18 protein-coding genes are annotated in these 18538 nt (G+C 57.9%); 9 read left to right on the top strand and 9 right to left on the bottom strand.

The features are described 5' to 3' along the window. Positions 1 to 246: 246 nt before the first annotated feature. A complete protein-coding gene (gene gmhB / locus ABLU95_RS16205) occupies positions 247 to 813 on the bottom strand; it encodes a D-glycero-beta-D-manno-heptose 1,7-bisphosphate 7-phosphatase (protein WP_023292060.1) in 567 nt (188 codons plus the stop codon). 188 nt (positions 814 to 1001) lie between these two features. On the opposite strand from gmhB, the gene metN reads away from it, so the two are divergent. From metN to ABLU95_RS16170, 7 genes are all read left to right on the top strand, one after another. Next, positions 1002 to 2033 carry a methionine ABC transporter ATP-binding protein MetN gene (gene metN / locus ABLU95_RS16200; RefSeq protein WP_002889450.1) on the top strand — a complete coding sequence of 344 codons (1032 nt, stop codon included), beginning with the start codon at positions 1002 to 1004 and terminating at the stop codon, positions 2031 to 2033. After that, positions 2026 to 2679 carry a methionine ABC transporter permease MetI gene (locus ABLU95_RS16195; protein ID WP_004204478.1) on the top strand — a complete coding sequence of 218 codons (654 nt, stop codon included), beginning with the start codon at positions 2026 to 2028 and terminating at the stop codon, positions 2677 to 2679. Before metN ends, ABLU95_RS16195 begins: the two co-directional genes overlap by 8 nt. A gap of 43 nt (positions 2680 to 2722) precedes the next feature. Then, entirely contained in the window at positions 2723 to 3538 is an 816-nt protein-coding gene (gene metQ / locus ABLU95_RS16190; RefSeq protein ID WP_002889445.1) for a methionine ABC transporter substrate-binding lipoprotein MetQ, read from the top strand. A 107-nt stretch (positions 3539 to 3645) separates the two neighbouring features. Then, a complete protein-coding gene (rcsF, locus tag ABLU95_RS16185; RefSeq protein WP_023292059.1) occupies positions 3646 to 4053 on the top strand; it encodes an Rcs stress response system protein RcsF in 408 nt (135 codons plus the stop codon). Continuing rightward, positions 4050 to 4757, top strand: a complete 708-nt coding sequence (tsaA, locus tag ABLU95_RS16180) for a tRNA (N6-threonylcarbamoyladenosine(37)-N6)-methyltransferase TrmO (RefSeq protein WP_065882729.1) — start codon at positions 4050 to 4052, stop codon at positions 4755 to 4757. Before rcsF ends, tsaA begins: the two co-directional genes overlap by 4 nt. Before the next feature lie 112 nt (positions 4758 to 4869). Beyond that, positions 4870 to 6588 (top strand): proline--tRNA ligase, encoded by a 1719-nt coding sequence (proS, locus tag ABLU95_RS16175; RefSeq protein WP_032452990.1) that lies wholly within the window; start codon positions 4870 to 4872, stop codon positions 6586 to 6588. A gap of 59 nt (positions 6589 to 6647) precedes the next feature. Then, on the top strand, positions 6648 to 7490 hold the full coding sequence (locus tag ABLU95_RS16170; RefSeq protein WP_065882731.1) for a YaeF family permuted papain-like enzyme: 843 nt from the start codon (positions 6648 to 6650) through the stop codon (positions 7488 to 7490). 157 nt (positions 7491 to 7647) lie between these two features. On the opposite strand, the gene nlpE is transcribed toward ABLU95_RS16170, so the two are convergent. From nlpE to ABLU95_RS16155, 3 genes are read right to left on the bottom strand one after another with little or no spacing between them, the layout of a single operon-like run. Then, positions 7648 to 8346, bottom strand: a complete 699-nt coding sequence (gene nlpE, locus ABLU95_RS16165) for an envelope stress response activation lipoprotein NlpE (protein ID WP_086075002.1) — start codon at positions 8344 to 8346, stop codon at positions 7648 to 7650. Between the two features lie 42 nt (positions 8347 to 8388). Beyond that, the gene (gene arfB / locus ABLU95_RS16160) at positions 8389 to 8802 is read right to left on the bottom strand and encodes an alternative ribosome rescue aminoacyl-tRNA hydrolase ArfB (protein ID WP_004204468.1); all 414 of its coding nucleotides are present in this window, start codon (positions 8800 to 8802) and stop codon (positions 8389 to 8391) included. Continuing rightward, the gene (locus ABLU95_RS16155; RefSeq protein ID WP_023292054.1) at positions 8799 to 9344 is read right to left on the bottom strand and encodes a YaeQ family protein; all 546 of its coding nucleotides are present in this window, start codon (positions 9342 to 9344) and stop codon (positions 8799 to 8801) included. The genes arfB and ABLU95_RS16155 overlap by 4 nt, the downstream gene beginning before the upstream one ends. 196 nt (positions 9345 to 9540) lie before the next feature. Between ABLU95_RS16155 and ABLU95_RS16150 the strand changes: the two genes are divergently transcribed. Both ABLU95_RS16150 and rof read left to right on the top strand, forming a co-directional pair. Next, positions 9541 to 9741: a YaeP family protein gene (locus tag ABLU95_RS16150; RefSeq protein WP_002889429.1), complete on the top strand. Its 201-nt coding sequence runs from the start codon at positions 9541 to 9543 to the stop codon at positions 9739 to 9741. Next, positions 9728 to 9988: a Rho-binding antiterminator gene (gene rof / locus ABLU95_RS16145; protein WP_002889424.1), complete on the top strand. Its 261-nt coding sequence runs from the start codon at positions 9728 to 9730 to the stop codon at positions 9986 to 9988. The genes ABLU95_RS16150 and rof overlap by 14 nt, the downstream gene beginning before the upstream one ends. Positions 9989 to 10000: 12 nt before the next feature. Here rof and tilS read toward each other — a convergent pair whose 3' ends face one another. The 5 genes from tilS to dnaE form a co-directional block, all read right to left on the bottom strand. After that, positions 10001 to 11314: a tRNA lysidine(34) synthetase TilS gene (tilS, locus tag ABLU95_RS16140; protein ID WP_218810352.1), complete on the bottom strand. Its 1314-nt coding sequence runs from the start codon at positions 11312 to 11314 to the stop codon at positions 10001 to 10003. A 53-nt stretch (positions 11315 to 11367) separates the two neighbouring features. Then, complete coding sequence (locus ABLU95_RS16135; RefSeq protein ID WP_002889387.1) at positions 11368 to 11757, bottom strand: VOC family protein; 390 nt, start codon at positions 11755 to 11757, stop codon at positions 11368 to 11370. Positions 11758 to 11803: 46 nt separating this feature from the next. Next, entirely contained in the window at positions 11804 to 13957 is a 2154-nt protein-coding gene (locus ABLU95_RS16130) for a lysine decarboxylase LdcC (RefSeq protein ID WP_004204462.1), read from the bottom strand. A 113-nt stretch (positions 13958 to 14070) separates the two neighbouring features. Beyond that, complete coding sequence (gene accA / locus ABLU95_RS16125; RefSeq protein ID WP_004145855.1) at positions 14071 to 15030, bottom strand: acetyl-CoA carboxylase carboxyl transferase subunit alpha; 960 nt, start codon at positions 15028 to 15030, stop codon at positions 14071 to 14073. Positions 15031 to 15042: 12 nt separating this feature from the next. Continuing rightward, a complete protein-coding gene (gene dnaE, locus ABLU95_RS16120) occupies positions 15043 to 18522 on the bottom strand; it encodes a DNA polymerase III subunit alpha (protein ID WP_348879938.1) in 3480 nt (1159 codons plus the stop codon). Positions 18523 to 18538: the final 16 nt, after the last annotated feature.

Here is an 18538-nt window from a genome sequence, read left to right as displayed (position 1 = left end):
TCTGATAAATTGTTAAAGAGCAGTTGCGACGCGCTTTAGCGCTCTGTCGCGAGGTGGCGTATATTACGCTTTCCTCTTTCAGAGTCAACCCGTTTTTCAGGATTTTTCTCTTCAACCGAACCGGCTGTTTGTGTGAAGTGATTCACATCTGCCGTGTCGATGGAGGCGCATTATAGGGAGCCCGCCGGGAATGACAAGCGGAAAAATACAATTTTATTTCAACCGCTCATCTTTTATACGCAACGCTTATTTTTGCTGCTTTTTAATCGCCGCCGGCAGCTCGGCCAGGCTATTTAGCACCCAATCCGCGGCTTTTTCCGCTTCTTCAGTAACAGGCTTACCGGTACGCACCAGCACTTTAGTACCGACATCAGCGGCCGCTGCAGCCTGCATATCTTCCAGTTTGTCCCCTACCATATAGGAAGCGGCCATATCGATATGCAGATAATCGCGGGCGGAGATCAGCATCCCCGGATGCGGTTTACGGCAATCACAGGTCTGACGGTACTCCTCAACCGCACCCTGCGGGTGATGCGGGCAATAATAGATACCGTCCAGATCGACGCCACGGTCTGCCAGAGACCAGTCCATCCATTCGGTCAGCGTTTCAAACTGGGCTTCGGTAAATTTACCGCGAGCAATACCGGACTGGTTAGTGACCAGCACCAGCGCGTAGCCCATCTCTTTGAGTTCGCGCATTGCGTCAATGACGCCATCGATAAATTCAAAATTGTCGATTTCGTGGACGTAGCCATGATCGACATTAATGGTGCCGTCACGGTCGAGAAAAATTGCGGGTACTGACTTTGCCACCGGTTTGCTCCTGAAAAAGGCTAGTGCCGTTAGTATCGCATGTTTCCGCATGCAAGAAAGTGCTCATTATAAAGAGTCAGATTGATTTAGACGTCTGGATGCCTTAACATCCATTTCATTGCCAGGCATCGCCTGGATACGGCAGAAGAAAATGCCACGGCAAACGGCTAAACGATAATAAATAACTGATGATTAAACTTTCCAATATCACCAAAGTGTTCCAGCAGGGGAATCGCAGCATTCAGGCGCTGAACAATGTCAGCCTGCATGTCCCTGCCGGACAAATTTACGGCGTCATCGGTGCCTCAGGCGCCGGTAAAAGTACGCTGATTCGCTGCGTTAACCTGCTGGAGCGCCCGACCGAGGGCAGCGTACAGGTTGACGGTCAGGAACTGACTGCGCTGTCGGAAAAAGAGCTAACCCGCGCTCGCCGTCAGATTGGCATGATTTTCCAGCATTTTAACCTGCTGGCATCCCGCACCGTTTTCGGCAACGTGGCGTTACCCCTGGAGCTGGATAACACGCCACAGGCAGAAATCAAACGCCGTGTGACGGAGCTGCTGGATCTTGTCGGCCTGGGCGATAAGCACGACAGCTATCCGGCTAATCTCTCTGGCGGCCAGAAACAGCGTGTCGCCATTGCCCGCGCGCTGGCCAGTAACCCCAAGGTGCTGCTGTGCGATGAAGCCACCAGCGCCCTGGATCCGGCCACCACCCGTTCCATTCTCGAATTGCTGAAAGACATTAACCGTCGCCTGGGGCTGACCATCCTGCTGATCACCCACGAAATGGATGTGGTGAAACGCATCTGCGACTGCGTGGCGGTGATTAGCAACGGCCAGTTGATTGAACAGGACACGGTGAGCGAAGTCTTCTCCCATCCGAAGACGCCGCTGGCCCAGCAGTTTATTCAGTCGACGTTGCACCTGGATATTCCGGATGACTACCAGGCGCGCCTGAAACCTACCGCCACAGCGGATAGCGTACCGATGCTGCGCATGGAATTTACCGGCCACTCCGTCGATGCGCCGCTGCTTTCTGAAACCGCGCGTCGCTTCAACGTGAATAACAACATTATTAGCGCGCAGATGGATTATGCCGGCGGGGTGAAGTTCGGCATCATGCTGACCGAAATGCACGGTACACAGGAAGACACTCAGGCGGCTATCGCCTGGCTGCAGGAACATCATGTAAAAGTAGAGGTATTGGGTTATGTCTGAGGCAATGATGTGGCTGCTGTTGCGCGGCGTATGGGAAACGCTGGCAATGACCTTTGTCTCCGGCTTCTTCGGTTTTGTCCTTGGTCTGCCGGTGGGCGTGCTGCTGTACGTGACCCGTCCGGGGCAAATCGTCGCCAATGCTAAACTGTACCGGACGCTGTCGGCGCTGGTGAACATTTTCCGCTCCATCCCGTTCATTATCCTGCTGGTCTGGATGATCCCATTTACCCGCGTGATCGTCGGCACCTCAATCGGCCTGCAGGCGGCGATCGTGCCGTTGACGGTGGGCGCCGCGCCGTTTATCGCTCGCATGGTGGAGAACGCCCTGCTGGAGATCCCGACCGGCCTTATCGAAGCCTCCCGGGCGATGGGCGCCACGCCGCTGCAGATCGTGCGTAAGGTTCTACTGCCTGAAGCGCTGCCGGGTCTGGTCAACGCCGCCACCATCACCCTGATCACCCTGGTGGGCTATTCCGCCATGGGCGGCGCGGTGGGCGCCGGCGGTCTGGGGCAGATTGGTTATCAGTATGGCTATATCGGTTACAACGCCACCGTAATGAATACCGTACTGGTATTGCTGGTTATTCTGGTTTATTTAATTCAATTCTCTGGCGATCGCATCGTCCGGGCTGTGACTCATAAATAACGTTATTGGCAGACAACACTCATTCTTACAGGAAGGAAATAACATGGCCTTTAATTTCAAAACCTTTGCGGCAGTTGGTGCGTTAATCGGTTCTCTGGCGCTGGTGGGTTGCGGTCAGGATGAAAAAGATCCGAATCATATTAAAGTCGGCGTTATCGTCGGGGCGGAGCAGCAGGTCGCTGAAGTCGCGCAGAAAGTGGCAAAAGAGAAGTATGGCCTTGACGTTGAGCTGGTGACCTTCAACGATTACGTTCTGCCGAACGAAGCGCTGAGCAAAGGCGATATCGACGTCAACGCCTTCCAGCATAAACCGTATCTCGACCAGCAGATTAAAGACCGCGGCTACAAGCTGGTGGCTGTCGGCAACACCTTCGTCTACCCGATCGCGGGTTACTCGAAGAAAATCAAATCGCTGGACGAACTGCAGCCGGGCTCGCAGATCGCCGTCCCTAACGATCCGACCAACCTCGGTCGTTCTCTGCTGCTGCTGCAGCAGGTGGGCCTGATCAAACTGAAGGACGGCGTAGGCCTGCTGCCGACCTCGCTGGATATCGTCGAGAACCCGAAAAACCTGAAGATTGTTGAACTGGAAGCGCCGCAGCTGCCGCGTTCTCTTGACGACGCGCAGATTGCGCTGGCCGTTATCAACACCACTTACGCCAGCCAGATTGGCCTGACCCCGGCGAAAGACGGCATCTTTGTTGAAGGAAAAGAGTCGCCGTACGTGAACCTGATCGTGGCGCGTGAAGACAATAAAGATGCTGAGAATGTGAAAAAATTCGTTCAGGCTTACCAGAGCGATGAAGTTTACGAAGCAGCAAACAAGATCTTTAACGGCGGCGCAGTGAAAGGCTGGTAATCTTTTCTCACCGTAATATCATTCAGGACGGGCTTCACGCCCGTCTTGTCATTTATGCAAGCACCTGATTCAATAACGCCCTGTTTTTTATTCATTGAGGAAATACTATGCGTGCTTTACCGGTCTGTTTGTTAGCACTCATGTTAAGCGGTTGTTCCATGCTAAGCAGATCTCCCGTTGAACCTGTTCAAAGCACTGCAACTCCCCCGGTTAAATCTGAGCCGAGCAAACCACGCGCAACCCGTCCGGCGCCGGTACGTATTTATACCGATGCGTCAGAGCTGGTAGGTAAACCATTCCGCGATCTGGGGGAAGTGTCTGGCGAGTCCTGCCAGGCCTCGAATCAGGATTCTCCGCCGAATATCCCTACCGCCCGCAAGCGCCTGCAGATTAATGCCGCACGTATGAAAGCCAATGCTGTCCTGCTGCACCGCTGCGAAGTGACCAGCGGCACCCCAGGCTGCTACCGTCAGGCGGTTTGTCTGGGCTCGGCGCTTAACGTCTCGGCGCAATGAGTGCATTTCAGTTCGCGCAGATAGGCGTGATCCGCTCGCCGTATAAAGAGAAGTTTGCCGTACCTCGCCAGCCGGGTCTGGTCAAGCACGGCGGCGGAGAACTCCATCTGATCGCGCCCTACAACCAGGCCGACGCCGTGCGTGGTCTGGAAAGCTTCAGCCATCTGTGGATCCTGTTTGTGTTTCATCAGACCATGGAAGGCGGCTGGCGTCCGACGGTGCGCCCTCCCCGTCTCGGGGGCAACGCGCGTATGGGCGTCTTCGCCACCCGCTCCACCTTTCGCCCCAATCCCATTGGCATGTCTCTGGTTGAGCTGAAGGGCGTTCGCTGTCAGAAAGAGCAGGTGATACTGGAACTCGGCAGCCTCGATCTCGTCGACGGTACGCCGGTGGTCGACATCAAACCCTATCTGCCGTTTGCCGAAGCGCTGCCCGACGCGCACGCCAGCTACGCGCAACAGGCGCCGCAGGCGGATCAGGTCGTCAGTTTTACCGCCGACGTCGAAACGCAGCTTTTGCATCTGGAGAAGCGTTATCCGCACCTGAAGGCGTTTATCCGAGAGGTGCTGGCGCAGGATCCGCGTCCGGCCTACCGTAAGGAGGAAGAGGCAGGCAAAAATTACGCCGTCTGGCTGCTGGATTTCAACGTCCGCTGGCGGGTGACTGCCTCCGGTTTTGAAGTCTTTGCCCTCGAAGCGCGCTAATTTTATTTTCCTCTCTTTTGGCATCTTTGCCACACTGGTAAACTAAACCACTTTTTTTGTTTCAGGCTGGGCAACCAGCCTGTTCCGCTCGTTTAACTGGAACCGTTACAACATGCGTACTAGCCAATATCTGCTCTCCACTCTGAAGGAGACACCTGCCGACGCCGAGGTAATCAGCCACCAGCTGATGCTGCGCGCCGGGATGATCCGCAAGCTGGCCTCCGGGTTATACACCTGGCTGCCGACCGGCGTGCGCGTCCTGAAAAAAGTCGAAAACATCGTGCGTGAAGAGATGAACAACGCCGGTGCGATCGAGGTGTTAATGCCGGTCGTTCAGCCATCTGAACTGTGGCAGGAGAGCGGTCGCTGGGAGCAGTACGGCCCGGAACTGCTGCGCATTGCCGATCGTGGCGATCGTCCGTTCGTCCTCGGTCCAACCCACGAAGAGGTCATCACCGATCTGATCCGCAACGAGCTGAACTCCTATAAGCAGCTGCCGCTGAACTTCTATCAGATCCAGACCAAATTCCGCGACGAAGTGCGCCCGCGTTTCGGCGTGATGCGCTCCCGCGAATTCCTGATGAAAGATGCGTACTCTTTCCATACTTCGCAGGAATCGCTGCAGGAAACCTACGATGCGATGTACGCCGCTTACAGCAAAATCTTCAGCCGTATGGGGCTGGATTTCCGCGCGGTACAGGCTGATACCGGCTCCATCGGCGGCAGCGCCTCTCATGAATTCCAGGTGCTGGCGCAGAGCGGCGAAGACGATGTGATCTTCTCCGACAGCTCCGACTACGCGGCAAACATTGAGTTTGCGGAAGCCGTTGCGCCGAAAACGCCGCGCGCAGACGCCACCCAGGAGTTGACCCTGGTCGACACGCCGAACGCCAAAACCATCGCCGAGCTGGTTGAGCAGTTCAACCTGCCGATCGAAAAAACCGTGAAAACCCTGCTGGTGAAAGCGGTTGAAGATAGCGCTTCCCCGCTGGTTGCCCTGCTGGTGCGCGGCGATCACGAGCTGAACGAAGTGAAAGCGGAAAAACTGCCGCAGGTCGCCAGCCCGCTGACCTTCGCCACCGAAGAAGAGATCCGCGCCCTGGTGAAAGCCGGTCCGGGCTCCCTGGGTCCGGTGAACCTGCCGGTGCCGGTGATTATTGACCGTACTGTGGCGGTGATGAGCGATTTCGCCGCCGGCGCCAACATCGACGGCAAACACTACTTCGGCATCAACTGGGACCGCGATGTCGCCACGCCGGAAGTCGCTGACATCCGTAACGTCGTTGCCGGCGATCCGAGCCCGGACGGCAAAGGTACCCTGCTTATCAAGCGCGGTATCGAAGTGGGTCATATCTTCCAGCTGGGGACGAAGTACTCCGAGGCGATGAAAGCCGCGGTTCAGGGCGAAGATGGCCGCAACCAGATCCTGACCATGGGTTGCTATGGTATCGGGGTCACTCGCGTGGTGGCGGCGGCGATTGAGCAGAACTTTGACGATCGCGGTATTGTCTGGCCGGATGCGATTGCGCCGTTCCAGGTGGCGATCCTGCCGATGAACATGCATAAATCTTACCGTGTGCAGGAGCTGGCGGAGAAACTGTACGCCGAGCTGAGCGCCCAGGGTATTGAAGTGCTGATGGACGATCGTAAAGAGCGTCCGGGCGTGATGTTCGCCGATATGGAGCTGATCGGTATCCCGCACACCATCGTGCTGGGCGATCGTAACCTCGACAACGACGATATCGAATACAAGTATCGTCGCAACGGTGAGAAGCAGCTGATCAAGACCGGGGATATTGTGGAATATCTGGTTAAAGCGATAAAAGGCTAATTACACAGCTCAGGGCCCTGAACGGATGTCAGGGCCTTTTTTTTACAAGGACTGTACCCATGACTGCACCTCTCCTCAGCAGCGGGCTGCTTACCTCCGCCCTGCTCCTGCTTACCGCCTGCACTGTAGACGTCGGCCGCAGCGTCCCTTCCGCATCCGCTACCGATGGCCGCTCACCGCCATGGGCTGTCACCCTCCAGCGTCAAAGCTCGATTGCCGGCAGCGGACTGCGCGAAATCGCCGAAAGCGACCTTCGTTCCGGCGACCTGCTCTTCTCCTCCAGCCTTGGCGTCACTTCGCTTGGGATCCGCGCCTTCAGCGCCTCTTCCGTGAGCCACGTCGCGCTGTATCTCGGCGAGGGTCAAATTGCGGAGGCTACCGGCGCCGGCGTGCAGGTGATATCGCTACAGCAAGCGATGGCGCACAGCGATAAACTCTTTGCCCTCAGGGTGCCCGATCTGACGCCGGACCAGGCGATGGCGATGAGAGGTTTTGCCTGGCAGGTCAAAGACAGCGGGTATAACTATCGCGGCATTATTCAGTTTATCCCTTATATGGTCACCAAACCGCTCTGCTCGCTCAACCCTTTCTCGCGTAACTTTCGCCAGCAGTGCGTAAGCGGCCTGGCCAAAGCGCAACTGGGCGATGGGGCCAGCCCCGACAAGAAAGCGTGGTTTTGCTCGGAGTTTGTCAGCGAGGCCTTTGTCAGAGCCGGGCATCCGCTGACCCTGGCGCAGGCGGCGTGGATCAGCCCTTCCGATCTGCTGCACATGCGGGAAGGAGATGTCGCCACCTTTAAACCCGAGACGCAGCTGCAGTATGTCGGGCATCTGAAACTGGGAGTTTATCTTCAGGCCGGTAAACTGGTGGGGTTGAGCAAACCGAAGGCCGGTGCGGAGTAAAAGAACGATTTGCCCTTTACCCCCGTCATGAGGCTCATGCTTCGTGCGCTATGGTTGGTGGAAAAGGGGGGACGGTAAAACCACAATGACCCAATTCCGCTGGCCGGCTACCGCTGAGGCGTATCCCCTGCCCGTTTCCCGGGCAGGAGCCGGACAATCAATGTCCACAGTCCTTCCCAGGAATAAATTTGCCAGCCTGATCCGTCATCAGCGTTTTCATCATTTCGCCGGTATCCGGGTTCGCCTCGAGGGTAAAGTGCCCCTCCACCACCAGCAGCACCGGACGTGAATCATTGCCGCGGGCAGCGGCATAATCCCGCTCAAGCTGGGCATTATTCGCCACCGCGATGCGTTTACCGGTCGCGCAATCAGTAAAGGTTGCCGCATCGGCCATATAGAAGTACATACCACGCATCGCCATCGGGGTGGTCGGCAGGCTGGCCTTCACCGGCTCCAGGGTATAGTTGAGGGGAGACTGAATGGGGCTCCCGTTGCGGTCGAGCATCTCCAGCTTGTCGCCCTTCGCGCGAAAGTACGATTTTTCGCCCTTGCTGTTGGTCAGTACCAGCTTATCCGCCGTACGCGCCCAGGTGCCGTAAGAGGCAAAGGAGGATGGTTCACGACGCGCGCCCTGGTAGTGCTCATTCATCACCCAGGTGCCGTCTTTTTCCAGGAACAGCGAGGTGTCGATGCCTTCGCAATCCGCGCAAGGCAGCACCCCGCGCCAGCTTTGCTGCATCGGCTTGAGCTCTTCCATCGCCGCCGGCTGGACCGTGTCAGTTTCGGCGCGATGGTTACAACCAAACAGCGCGAACAGCGAACAGGCCGCTATCACGGAGAATATGATTTTCTTCACTCTACTTTCCTTATGATCCATTCCACCCGTTCGCCGACGCCTTCACTGGCGAACTTTCCCACGCAGCGCCTTGACTGAGGACTTTTGCGCCTTGGAAGCAAGGCGTCGCTCTTTGGATGCCCGAGTCGGTCGCGTCTCCCGGCGACTTTTTTGCACTGCGGTCAATTCTTTGATAAGGGCCACCAGCCGGGCGATCGCCGCTTCGCGGTTCATCTCCTGACTGCGATATTCCTGAGCCTTAATGATAACCACACCGTCAGCAGAAATTAAGTGGTGGCTGGCGGCGAGCAGGCGCTCTTTGTAAAACGCCGGCAGGCTCGAGGCTTTAATATCGAAGCGCAGATGGATCGCGGTCGACGCTTTGTTCACGTGTTGACCCCCGGCCCCCTGGGCGCGAATACCTTCCAGCGTGATCTCGTTATCGGCAATGGCCACGCTGCGGCTGATAGTAATCATGCCGGCCCTTGCCAGGCGGTAAGCTGAATTTCCAGATTATTCTGAGCGTCGGACAACCAGATGCTCCCCTCCTGCAAAGTGGCCTGCAGCGTCATCGTGCGGTCGGCAAAAGCGCTAAGCTGCGCCAGCTGGGCATCATCAAGATACCAGATAGTCAGCTTCGGGTATGCCGCAAGCTTGTTCTGATTCTGCTGCCACCAGATTTCAGCCGCCCGGCTGTTATAGGCAAACAACGCCACCGCCTGCGCCCGCGAGCAGGCTTTCTTGAGACGTTTCTCGTCCGGCAGCCCCAGCTCGATCCACAGATCAACCCCGAGATGATCGTTAAGCAGCCACAGCTCCGGCTCGTCGTCTGACGAGAGGCCGCGCGTAAACTGCAGCCGCTCATCGGCATATTTGATCCACGCCAGCAGGCGCAGCATCATGCGCTCCTGGGTTTCCGACGGGTGCTGCGCCAGCGTCAGGTTAGCATCCAGAAACTGGTTGCGATCCAGATCGGCTACATTCACCGCGGCTTTATATATCGTCGCTTTCAGCGCCATGAACAAACTCCTGAAAAAAATGGCGTACATTGTAGCGAAACTGACGACAAAAGGCTGTCAGCAATCGCAGCAACCTGTTTCATCCTGCTGAAATTGCTTAAATGACTATGATATAGTTCCCTTGCTAAACAGAGTTTATCTTCGTAGGCTTAAACTTGCATCCCACGGTTGAGTCAGAACGCTGACAGGAGGGCATGTGGACCACTATTGTGAGTTAATACGCAAGCGGTATGCGGAAATAGCCAGCGGAGACTTAGGGTATATCCCGGATGCGCTGGGTTGCGTGTTGAAAGTATTGAATGAGATTGCGGCGGATGAGGCCCTTTCGGAGTCAGTCAGGGAAAAGGCCGCTTATGCGGCAGCAAACTTACTGGTGAGCGATTATGTCAATGAATGATACTTATCAACCCATTAACTGCGATGATTACGACAACCTGGAGCTGGCCTGCCAGCATCACCTGGTGCTGACGCTGGCGCTGAAGGATGGCGAACAGCTGCAGGCGAAGGCCAGCGATCTAATCTCGCGTAAAAATATCGAGTATCTTGTGGTCGAACTCGCCGGCAACGTCCGCGAGCTGCGCCTGGATAAAATCGCCAGCTTCAGTCACCCGGAAATCGGCACCGTGGTGGTGAGCGAATCCTGAATCAAAACGGGCTTAACCGCCCGTTTTCCTCCACGCCAGACTGACCCCTTCCCCGTCTTTGACTTCACCTTCGTTGGTCACAAACAGATCGTCCGCTGCGGCAATCGGCGTTTCGCCGTAAAACAGCAGCGGCGTGGTGTCTCGTCGCCACGGAGCAACGCCCAGCTCCTGCCAGATCTTCTTCAGCTTACGGCCGCCATGACGCCCGACGATATGCAGATGGCCGTTGGCGCGAAAGCGGACGGTGACTGGCTCATCCGCCGGGGGCGGGCGCAGCCTGCCGCCCTGCTGCAGCACCAGCTCACCAAGACCGTCCGCCAGCCGCAGCGGTTGGCGCCAGTCTGTCCAGCGCTGGACGCTGTCCGTCTGCCCGGGTACATATCTCACCCAGTACAAGCGCTGCTGAAAACGGCGGACGGTAAATTCCCCCAACCGCAGGCAGGGGCTGGCATCTTCCCGCGCCAGCGCCACCTCGTGCCAGAGGCGCTCAGGCACCTCGCGGGCCGGCATCGGCGCCTGCTGCCCGGCGAGCCAGCGACGCAGCAACGCCGCGCGGCGGGGAGAACTCATCGACGTCAGCGGCGCGATAGCCAGCGACCCGTCTTCGGCCACCAGCGACGCCAGCTCCGCCGCCAGCATCTCGTCCAGCAGCTGCTCCTGCTCGGCGCACAGGCTGGCGCTGCGGGCGACGGCCTCGCTAAAGTGCGGCCAGCGCTCACGCAGCACCGGGATCACCCGCAGGCGCAGGAAGTTGCGGTCATAGGTATCGTCCTGATTACTCTCATCTTCAATCCACGACAGCTGGTGGGCGAGCGCCCACTGGCGCAGCGATTCCCGGGTTTCATTGAGGAGAGGACGCAGCAGTCGACTGCCGGCAAAGGGAGACGATGGCGCCATCGCCGACAGGCCGGTCGGACCGCTGCCGCGTTTTAACGCCAGCAGCAGCGTTTCACACTGATCGTCCTGGTGCTGAGCGGTCACTAACACTTCGCCGGCGTGGAGCGTCTCCTGAAAGGCCTGATAGCGCGCCGCGCGGGCATGGGCCTCGACGCCCAGGCCGCCCCGGGCTAACGTCACGCGATGCACCGCCAACGGCACCTGCCACTGCTGGCAAATTTGCCGACAATGCGCCACCCAGTCGTCTGCGTGGGCGCTAAGGCCGTGGTGAACATGCACCGCCCGCAGCGTCAGAGAGGGATCCTGTTCCCGCAGCAACACCAGCTGATGCAGAAGAACCGTCGAGTCCAGACCGCCGCTGAAGGCCACCAGCAGCTGGCGATGGGGATGAAGCGTATGCGCAATGTTAGCCGTCATAACCACAAACATACCGAGAAGTGATGGCCCGGCACGTTACCGGGCCAGGGTCGCGCTGGCAAGGTTTACTGCTGATATATTTCCAGCGGCAGGTCGTCCGGATCGCTAAAGAAGGTAAAGCGTTTACCGGTAAAGGGATCGACGCGAATCGCTTCGCACTCCACGCCATGCGCCGTCAGGTGCGCCACCGCAGCGTCGATATCATCCACGCTAAAGGCCAGATGACGCAGCCCGCAGGCTTCCGGACGACTGGGTCGGGCCGGCGGAAACGGGAACGAGAACAGCTCAATCACATACTCGCCGTTGAGCGCCAGATCGCCCTTCCAGGAGTCACGTTCGGCGCGATAAAACTCGCTTTGCAGCGTAAACCCCAGAATATCGCAATAGAACGCTTTACTGCGGGCGTAGTCAGTCGCAATGATGGCAATATGGTGAACCCGTTTCAAACCCAGCATGGTCAAACTCCTTCTGTTAAGCCAGCCACGTTACTCGTGCGCGCCGTTAACGCGCAAGCCTTTCGTCATTTTTTAAGACTCGTACCCGATACACGCCGTCCTCATCGCGCTTCGCGCCGTGAATATCGGTCTCAAACCCCGGGTAATGACGTCCTATTGAGCAGAGCATCAGCAGGAAGTCGAGCACCGCCCGGCTCTCCTCGGTGATCATCTCTCCCGGCATCAGCAGCGGTACGCCCGGCGGATAAGGGAGGATCATGTTGGCCGAAATCCGGCCCACCAGGTTCTCCAGTTCAATGGTTTCCACCTCACCCTTGATCTGGCGCTGCCAGGCATGATGCGGCGTCATTTTCATTTCCGGCAGGACGTCAAAGGCGCTGAGCATCAGCTGCGGCAGCTGGTGCTGGCGGATCAAGCGGTGGATCCCCTGCGCCAGATCCTGGATCCGCATGTTGCGGTAGAAGTCGGGATCTTCCGCGTACAGATCCGGCAGCATATTCTTCACCCGCAGATTGAGATCGTAGGCGCGCTTAAATTCGGTCAGGCCGCGCAGCAGACCCATCGCCCGGGTTTTATCAATACCGATGCTAAAGAGGAACAGCAGGTTATAGGGGCCCGTTTTCTCCACCACCACGCCCCGCTCGTCGAGGAACTTCGCCACCAGCGCCGCCGGGATCCCCTCTTCATCCATATTCCCCTGCTCGTCCATACCCGGCGTCAGAATGGTGACTTTCACCGGATCGAGGTACATATGATCCGCATCGGCATCTTTGAAACCGTGCCAGTCCTCGCCCGGCGCCACCGGCCAGCACTCGGCTTTATCCACCGCTTCCGGCTGCCAGATATCAAAGAACCAGCCGTCCGACTCCTCGCGCAGTCGCTGTACCTCTTTGCGGAAATCCAGCGCCCGCTCAATGGAGCGCTGGATCAGGCGCTTACCGGAGTTACCGCGCAGCATCGCCGCCGCGGTCTCAATCGACGCGACGATGGGATAGCTCGGCGACGTAGAGGTATGCATCATAAAGGCTTCATTAAAGGTCTCTTCATCATAGTTGCCCTTAATGTGGATCAGCGAGGCCTGCGACAGCGCGGCCAGCATCTTATGCGTCGACTGCGTCTCGAAGATGACTTTTCCGGGGATCCGCTCACCGCTCATGCCGCTTTTCCCCTGATATATCGGATGGAAATGGGTATACGGCACCCAGGCGGAATCGAAATGGATCGACGGGACGTCGAGCGTCTCTTTAAGCCAGGTGGTGTTGTAGAGTAGCCCATCGTAGGTGGAGTTGGTGATCACCGCATGCACGGGCCACTGCGCCCCGCCCGTGTCGCGCACTTTCTGCTGAATACTGTCGCGGGTAAACTCGCGCCTGGGGATACCGCCGAGGATCCCTAACGCATTGCGGGTCGGCTTCAGCCACAGAGGAACCACATCGCTCATCATCAGCAGGTGGGCCAGCGATTTGTGACAGTTACGGTCAATCAGCAGCGTGCTGCCGGCGGGCGCCGAGTACATACCGACAATTTTATTGGACGTCGAGGTACCGTTGGTCACCATATAGCTTTGCTCGGCGCCAAAGGCGCGAGCGATATACTCCTCCGCCTCCAGATGCGGGCCAGTATGATCCAGCAGGGAGCCCAGCTCGGTGACCGAAATCGAGACATCCGCCTTCAGCGTATTCCCGCCAAAGAAATCATAGAACAGGCAGCCCACCGGGCTTTTCTGATAGGCGCTACCGCCCATATGACCCGGCGTACAGAAGGTATATTTCCCCTCCTGCACATAGTTAAACAGCGCGCGGGTAAATGGCGGGGTGATATTGTCCAGGTACTCGCGGGTATACTGCCCGATACGGGTGGCGATCTCTTCGGAGAGTCCCAGCGCATATTCGAAGAACCACAGCGTCATGCGCAGATCCTGACTGCTGACGTCCATCGTCGAGTGGGCGTTAATAAAGGCGTACAGAGGCAGATATTCATTGAGCTGGTTAATATCGCTGCACAGATCGACGCTGTACTCATCCCAGTCGAAGATCACGCCGCAGATGCGCGGGTTGTGCTCGATAAACTGCAGCAGGTCGGCGCTATTTTGCGGCCAGATGGTCTGAAAGCCCTGGCGCTGCAGCGCCGCTTCCAGTTCTTTGATCGGCTCGTCTTTGTGGTAGACGCCGTGAGGCCCCATGATGGCGATGATATTCACGCTTTCCTCCTGGTATTCACCTAAGTCCAGCATCATAGCAATCCCCTGGGCGCATCGCACATAAAAAAAGGGCCGGAAAATCCGGCCCTTAGTGTTTTGCGCTAGCGGAAAACTTAGGCGTAACCGTAGCTCATCAGACGTTGATAGCGGCGGTTCAGCAGCTCTTCTTCGCTGAGAAGATCGAGATCGGCCAGGTCCGCCAGCAGCTGCGCTTTCAGGCTTGCCGCCATCGCTTCCGGGTTGCGGTGGGCGCCGCCCAGCGGTTCCGGAACGATAGAATCGATCAGCTTCAGCTCTTTCAGACGCGGGGCGATAATGCCCATCGCTTCCGCAGCCAGCGGCGCTTTATCCGCGCTCTTCCACAGAATGGAGGCGCAGCCTTCCGGCGAAATCACCGAATAGGTGCTGTACTGCAGCATATTGACCTTGTCGCCCACGCCAATCGCCAGCGCGCCGCCGGAGCCGCCTTCGCCGATCACGGTGCAGATAACCGGCACGCTCAGACGCGACATCTCACGCAGGTTGCGGGCAATCGCTTCCGACTGGCCGCGCTCTTCCGCGCCGACGCCCGGGTAGGCGCCCGGGGTGTCGATAAAGGTGATGATCGGCATTTTAAACCGCTCAGCCATCTCCATCAGGCGCAGCGCTTTGCGGTAGCCTTCCGGGGCCGGCATACCAAAGTTGCGACGAATTTTTTCTTTGGTTTCGCGACCTTTCTGGTGGCCGATGATCATCACCGGACGACCGTCAAGACGCGCGATACCGCCGACAATCGCTTTATCGTCAGCGAAGGCGCGGTCACCGGCCAGTTCGTCAAATTCGTCGAACGCCAGGCGGACATAATCCAGGGTGTAAGGACGGCGCGGGTGGCGCGCCAGTTGCGCAACCTGCCATGCACCGAGATCGGCGAAGATTTTGCGCGTCAGCTCTACGCTTTTCTCGCGCAGACGATGCACCTCTTCGTCGATGTTAATATCCAGTTTCTCATCCTGACGGCTTACCGCAGTCAGGGAATCGATTTTCGCTTCCAGCTCTGCAATCGGCTGTTCAAAATCTAGGAAATTCAGACTCATAGTATTCCTGTATTAGTCAAACTCCAGTTCCACCTGCTCCGAGCCGATAAGGCCACGCAGATCGTTGAGTAAACGATCGCTCGGAGAGACGCGCCATGTTGCGCCGAAACGCAACCGCGCGCGTGCATCCGCCCTCTGATAGTAGAGGTGCACTGGAATGGTTCCCGAACGGTGGGGTTCCAGAGACTGACGGAGTCGGTTTAAAAGCTGGTCATCAATTTGCCTGTCCGTCAGCGAGATAGCAAGCCCGCGAGCATATTTTTCCCGGGCTTCGTCAATGTCCATGACTTCACGGGCGGTCATTTTAAGCCCCCCGCTAAAGTCATCAAAGCTGACCTGTCCGCTGACGATAAGTATGCGGTCTTTTTCCAGCAACTGCTGATATTTATCCAGCGCGTCGGTGAATAACATCACCTCCAGCCGCCCGGAACGGTCATCCAGGGTACAGATGCCGATACGATTGCCGCGCTTGGTGACCATTACCCGCGCCGCAATCACCAGCCCCGCCGCCGTGGTCACTTTTCCACGATCGGTCGGATGCATGTCTTTGAGCCTCACGCCGCCGACGTAGCGCTCAATCTCTTTCAGATACTGGTTAATCGGGTGCCCGGTCAGGTACAGCCCCAGGGTCTCCCTTTCACCATCCAGCACCACCTGCTCAGGCCACGGCTGGCAGCTGGCGTAGGACTGTTCAATCTGCTCAGGCTCTTCCGCCAGCACGCCGAACATATCGGCCTGGCCGATGGCCTCGGCTTTGGCGTGCTGATCGGCGGCTTTCAGCGCATCGCCCAGTGAATTCATCAGCGCCGCGCGATGCGGACCGAGACGATCGAACGCCCCGGACATAATCAGTTTTTCCAGCACCCGACGGTTGAGCTTTTTAATATCGGTCCGCGCGCAGAGGTCGAACAGCTCGCGGAAATAACCGCCGTTGTTGCGCGCCTCAATGATCGCTTCGATCGGCCCTTCGCCGACGCCCTTGATGGCGCCGATACCGTAGACGATCTCGCCGTCGTCGTTGACGTGGAAATGGTACAGGCCGGAGTTAATATCCGGGGGCAAAATTTTCAGCCCCATACGCCAGCACTCGTCCACCAGGCCAACGACCTTCTCGGTGTTGTCCATATCGGCGGTCATTACCGCCGCCATAAACTCAGCCGGATAGTGCGCCTTAAGCCACAGCGTCTGGTAAGAAACCAGCGCGTATGCGGCGGAGTGCGATTTGTTAAACCCGTAACCGGCGAATTTCTCCACCAGGTCGAAGATTTTCATCGCCAGCTCGCCATCAACGCCGTTTTTCTTCGCCCCATCCTCAAAGATAGAACGCTGCTTGGCCATCTCCTCCGGCTTTTTCTTACCCATCGCACGACGCAGCATATCCGCGCCGCCGAGGGTATATCCGGACAGCACCTGGGCAATCTGCATGACCTGTTCCTGGTACAGGATGATGCCGTAGGTCGGCTCCAGCACCGGTTTCAGGCTTTCATGCTGCCACTGTACGTCCGGATACGAGATCTCTTCGCGGCCGTGCTTACGGTCGATAAAGTTATCTACCATCCCCGACTGCAGCGGGCCCGGGCGGAACAGGGCCACCAGCGCGATCATATCTTCGAAGCAGTCCGGCTGCAGGCGTTTAATCAGATCTTTCATGCCGCGCGATTCAAGCTGGAAGACCGCGGTGGTTTCCGAGCGCTGCAGCATGTCGAAGCTTTTCTTGTCATCCAGCGGGATGGCGGCGATATCCAGCGGCCCTTCGCCGTTCTTCTCACGGCGCTTGTTAATCATCTCCAGCGCCCAGTTAATGATAGTGAGCGTACGCAGACCGAGGAAGTCGAATTTCACCAGCCCGGCGTATTCCACGTCGTTCTTGTCAAACTGGGTAACCGGATGCAGCCCCTGCTCATCGCAATACAGCGGGGCGAAGTCGGTGATTTTGGTCGGCGCGATAACCACGCCGCCCGCATGCTTACCGGCGTTTCGCGTCACCCCTTCCAGCTTACGCGCCATGTCGATCAGCGCTTTCACTTCTTCGTCCGCCTCGTAGATCTCCGGCAGCTGCGGCTCGGCCTCAAAGGCTTTCGCCAGCGTCATGCCCGGATCGGGCGGCACCAGCTTGGAGATGCGGTCGACAAAGCCGTACGGGTGACCCAGCACGCGGCCCACGTCGCGGATGACCGCCTTCGCCGCCATGGTACCGAAGGTGATGATCTGCGATACCGCGTCGCGGCCATACATATCCGCCACGTGCTCGATAACCTGGTCGCGTTTCTCCATGCAGAAGTCGACGTCGAAGTCGGGCATCGAAACACGTTCCGGGTTGAGGAAACGTTCGAACAGCAGGTCGAATTCCAGCGGGTCAAGATCGGTGATCTTCAGCGCGTAGGCCACCAGCGAGCCGGCGCCGGAACCGCGGCCCGGGCCGACCGGCACGCCGTTATCCTTCGACCACTGGATAAACTCCATCACGATCAGGAAGTAGCCGGGGAAGCCCATCTGGTTGATCACCTGCAGCTCGATATCCAGACGCTCGTCGTATTCCGGCCGGCGCTTCGCGCGCACTTCCGGATCCGGGAAGAGGAATTCCAGCCGCTCTTCCAGACCCTCTTTCGATTTCATCACCAGGAAATCTTCCGTGGTCATATCGCCGGTCGGGAACTGCGGCAGGAAATATTCGCCAAGCCGCACGGTGACGTTGCAGCGTTTGGCGATCTCGACGCTGTTTGCCAGCGCTTCCGGAATATCGGCGAACAGCTCGCACATCTCCTCCTCGCTGCGCATATATTGCTGTGGCGAGTAGTTGCGCGGCCGTTTCGGGTCGTCGAGGGTGAAGCCGTCGTGAATAGCGACGCGGATTTCATGGGCGTCAAAGTCGCCAGTGTCGAGGAAGCGGACATCGTTGGTCGCCACCACCGGCAGACCACGCGCTTCCGCCAGCGCTACGGCGGCATGGAGATAACTCTCTTCATCCTGACGACCGGTGCGGATCAGCTCCAGAAAATAGCGATCCGGGAAATGCTCTTCATAGAAGGAGACGCACTGCTCAACCAGCGGCATGTTGCCGCGGATCAGGCTGACGCCGACGTCGCCTTTACGGCCGCCGGAGAGCAGAATCAGCCCTTCCTGATGTTCCACCAGCCAGTCGCGATCGATCCACGGCCCCAGGGCGCCGTAGCCGCGCTGATAGGCGCGGGAAATCAGCAGAGTCAGGTTCTGGTAGCCGGTGTTGTTCGCCGCCAGCACGGTCAGCTCGGTAAATTCGTCGAGCAGGTCGCACTGCACGTGGAAATCGGCGCCGACGATCGGCTTAATCCCCGCGCCGTGTCCCGTCCCGTAGAACTTCACCAGCCCGCAGAGGTTGGTGAAATCGGTGATCGCCAGCGCTGGCATGCCAAGCGAGGCCGCCTTCTTGACCAGCGGCCCGGTCTTTGCCAGCCCATCGATCATGGAATAGTCGCTGTGCACCCGCAGGTGTACGAAACGTGGTTCAGCCATCTTTAGATCCCGGTGA

Origin of the sequence: Klebsiella sp. GG_Kp146 (genome assembly GCF_040061975.1) — a bacterium.
Lineage (GTDB): Bacteria > Pseudomonadota > Gammaproteobacteria > Enterobacterales > Enterobacteriaceae > Klebsiella > Klebsiella quasipneumoniae.
The sequence above is the reverse complement of the archived record's forward strand: the minus strand, read 5'-3'. Positions and strand labels throughout refer to the sequence as shown.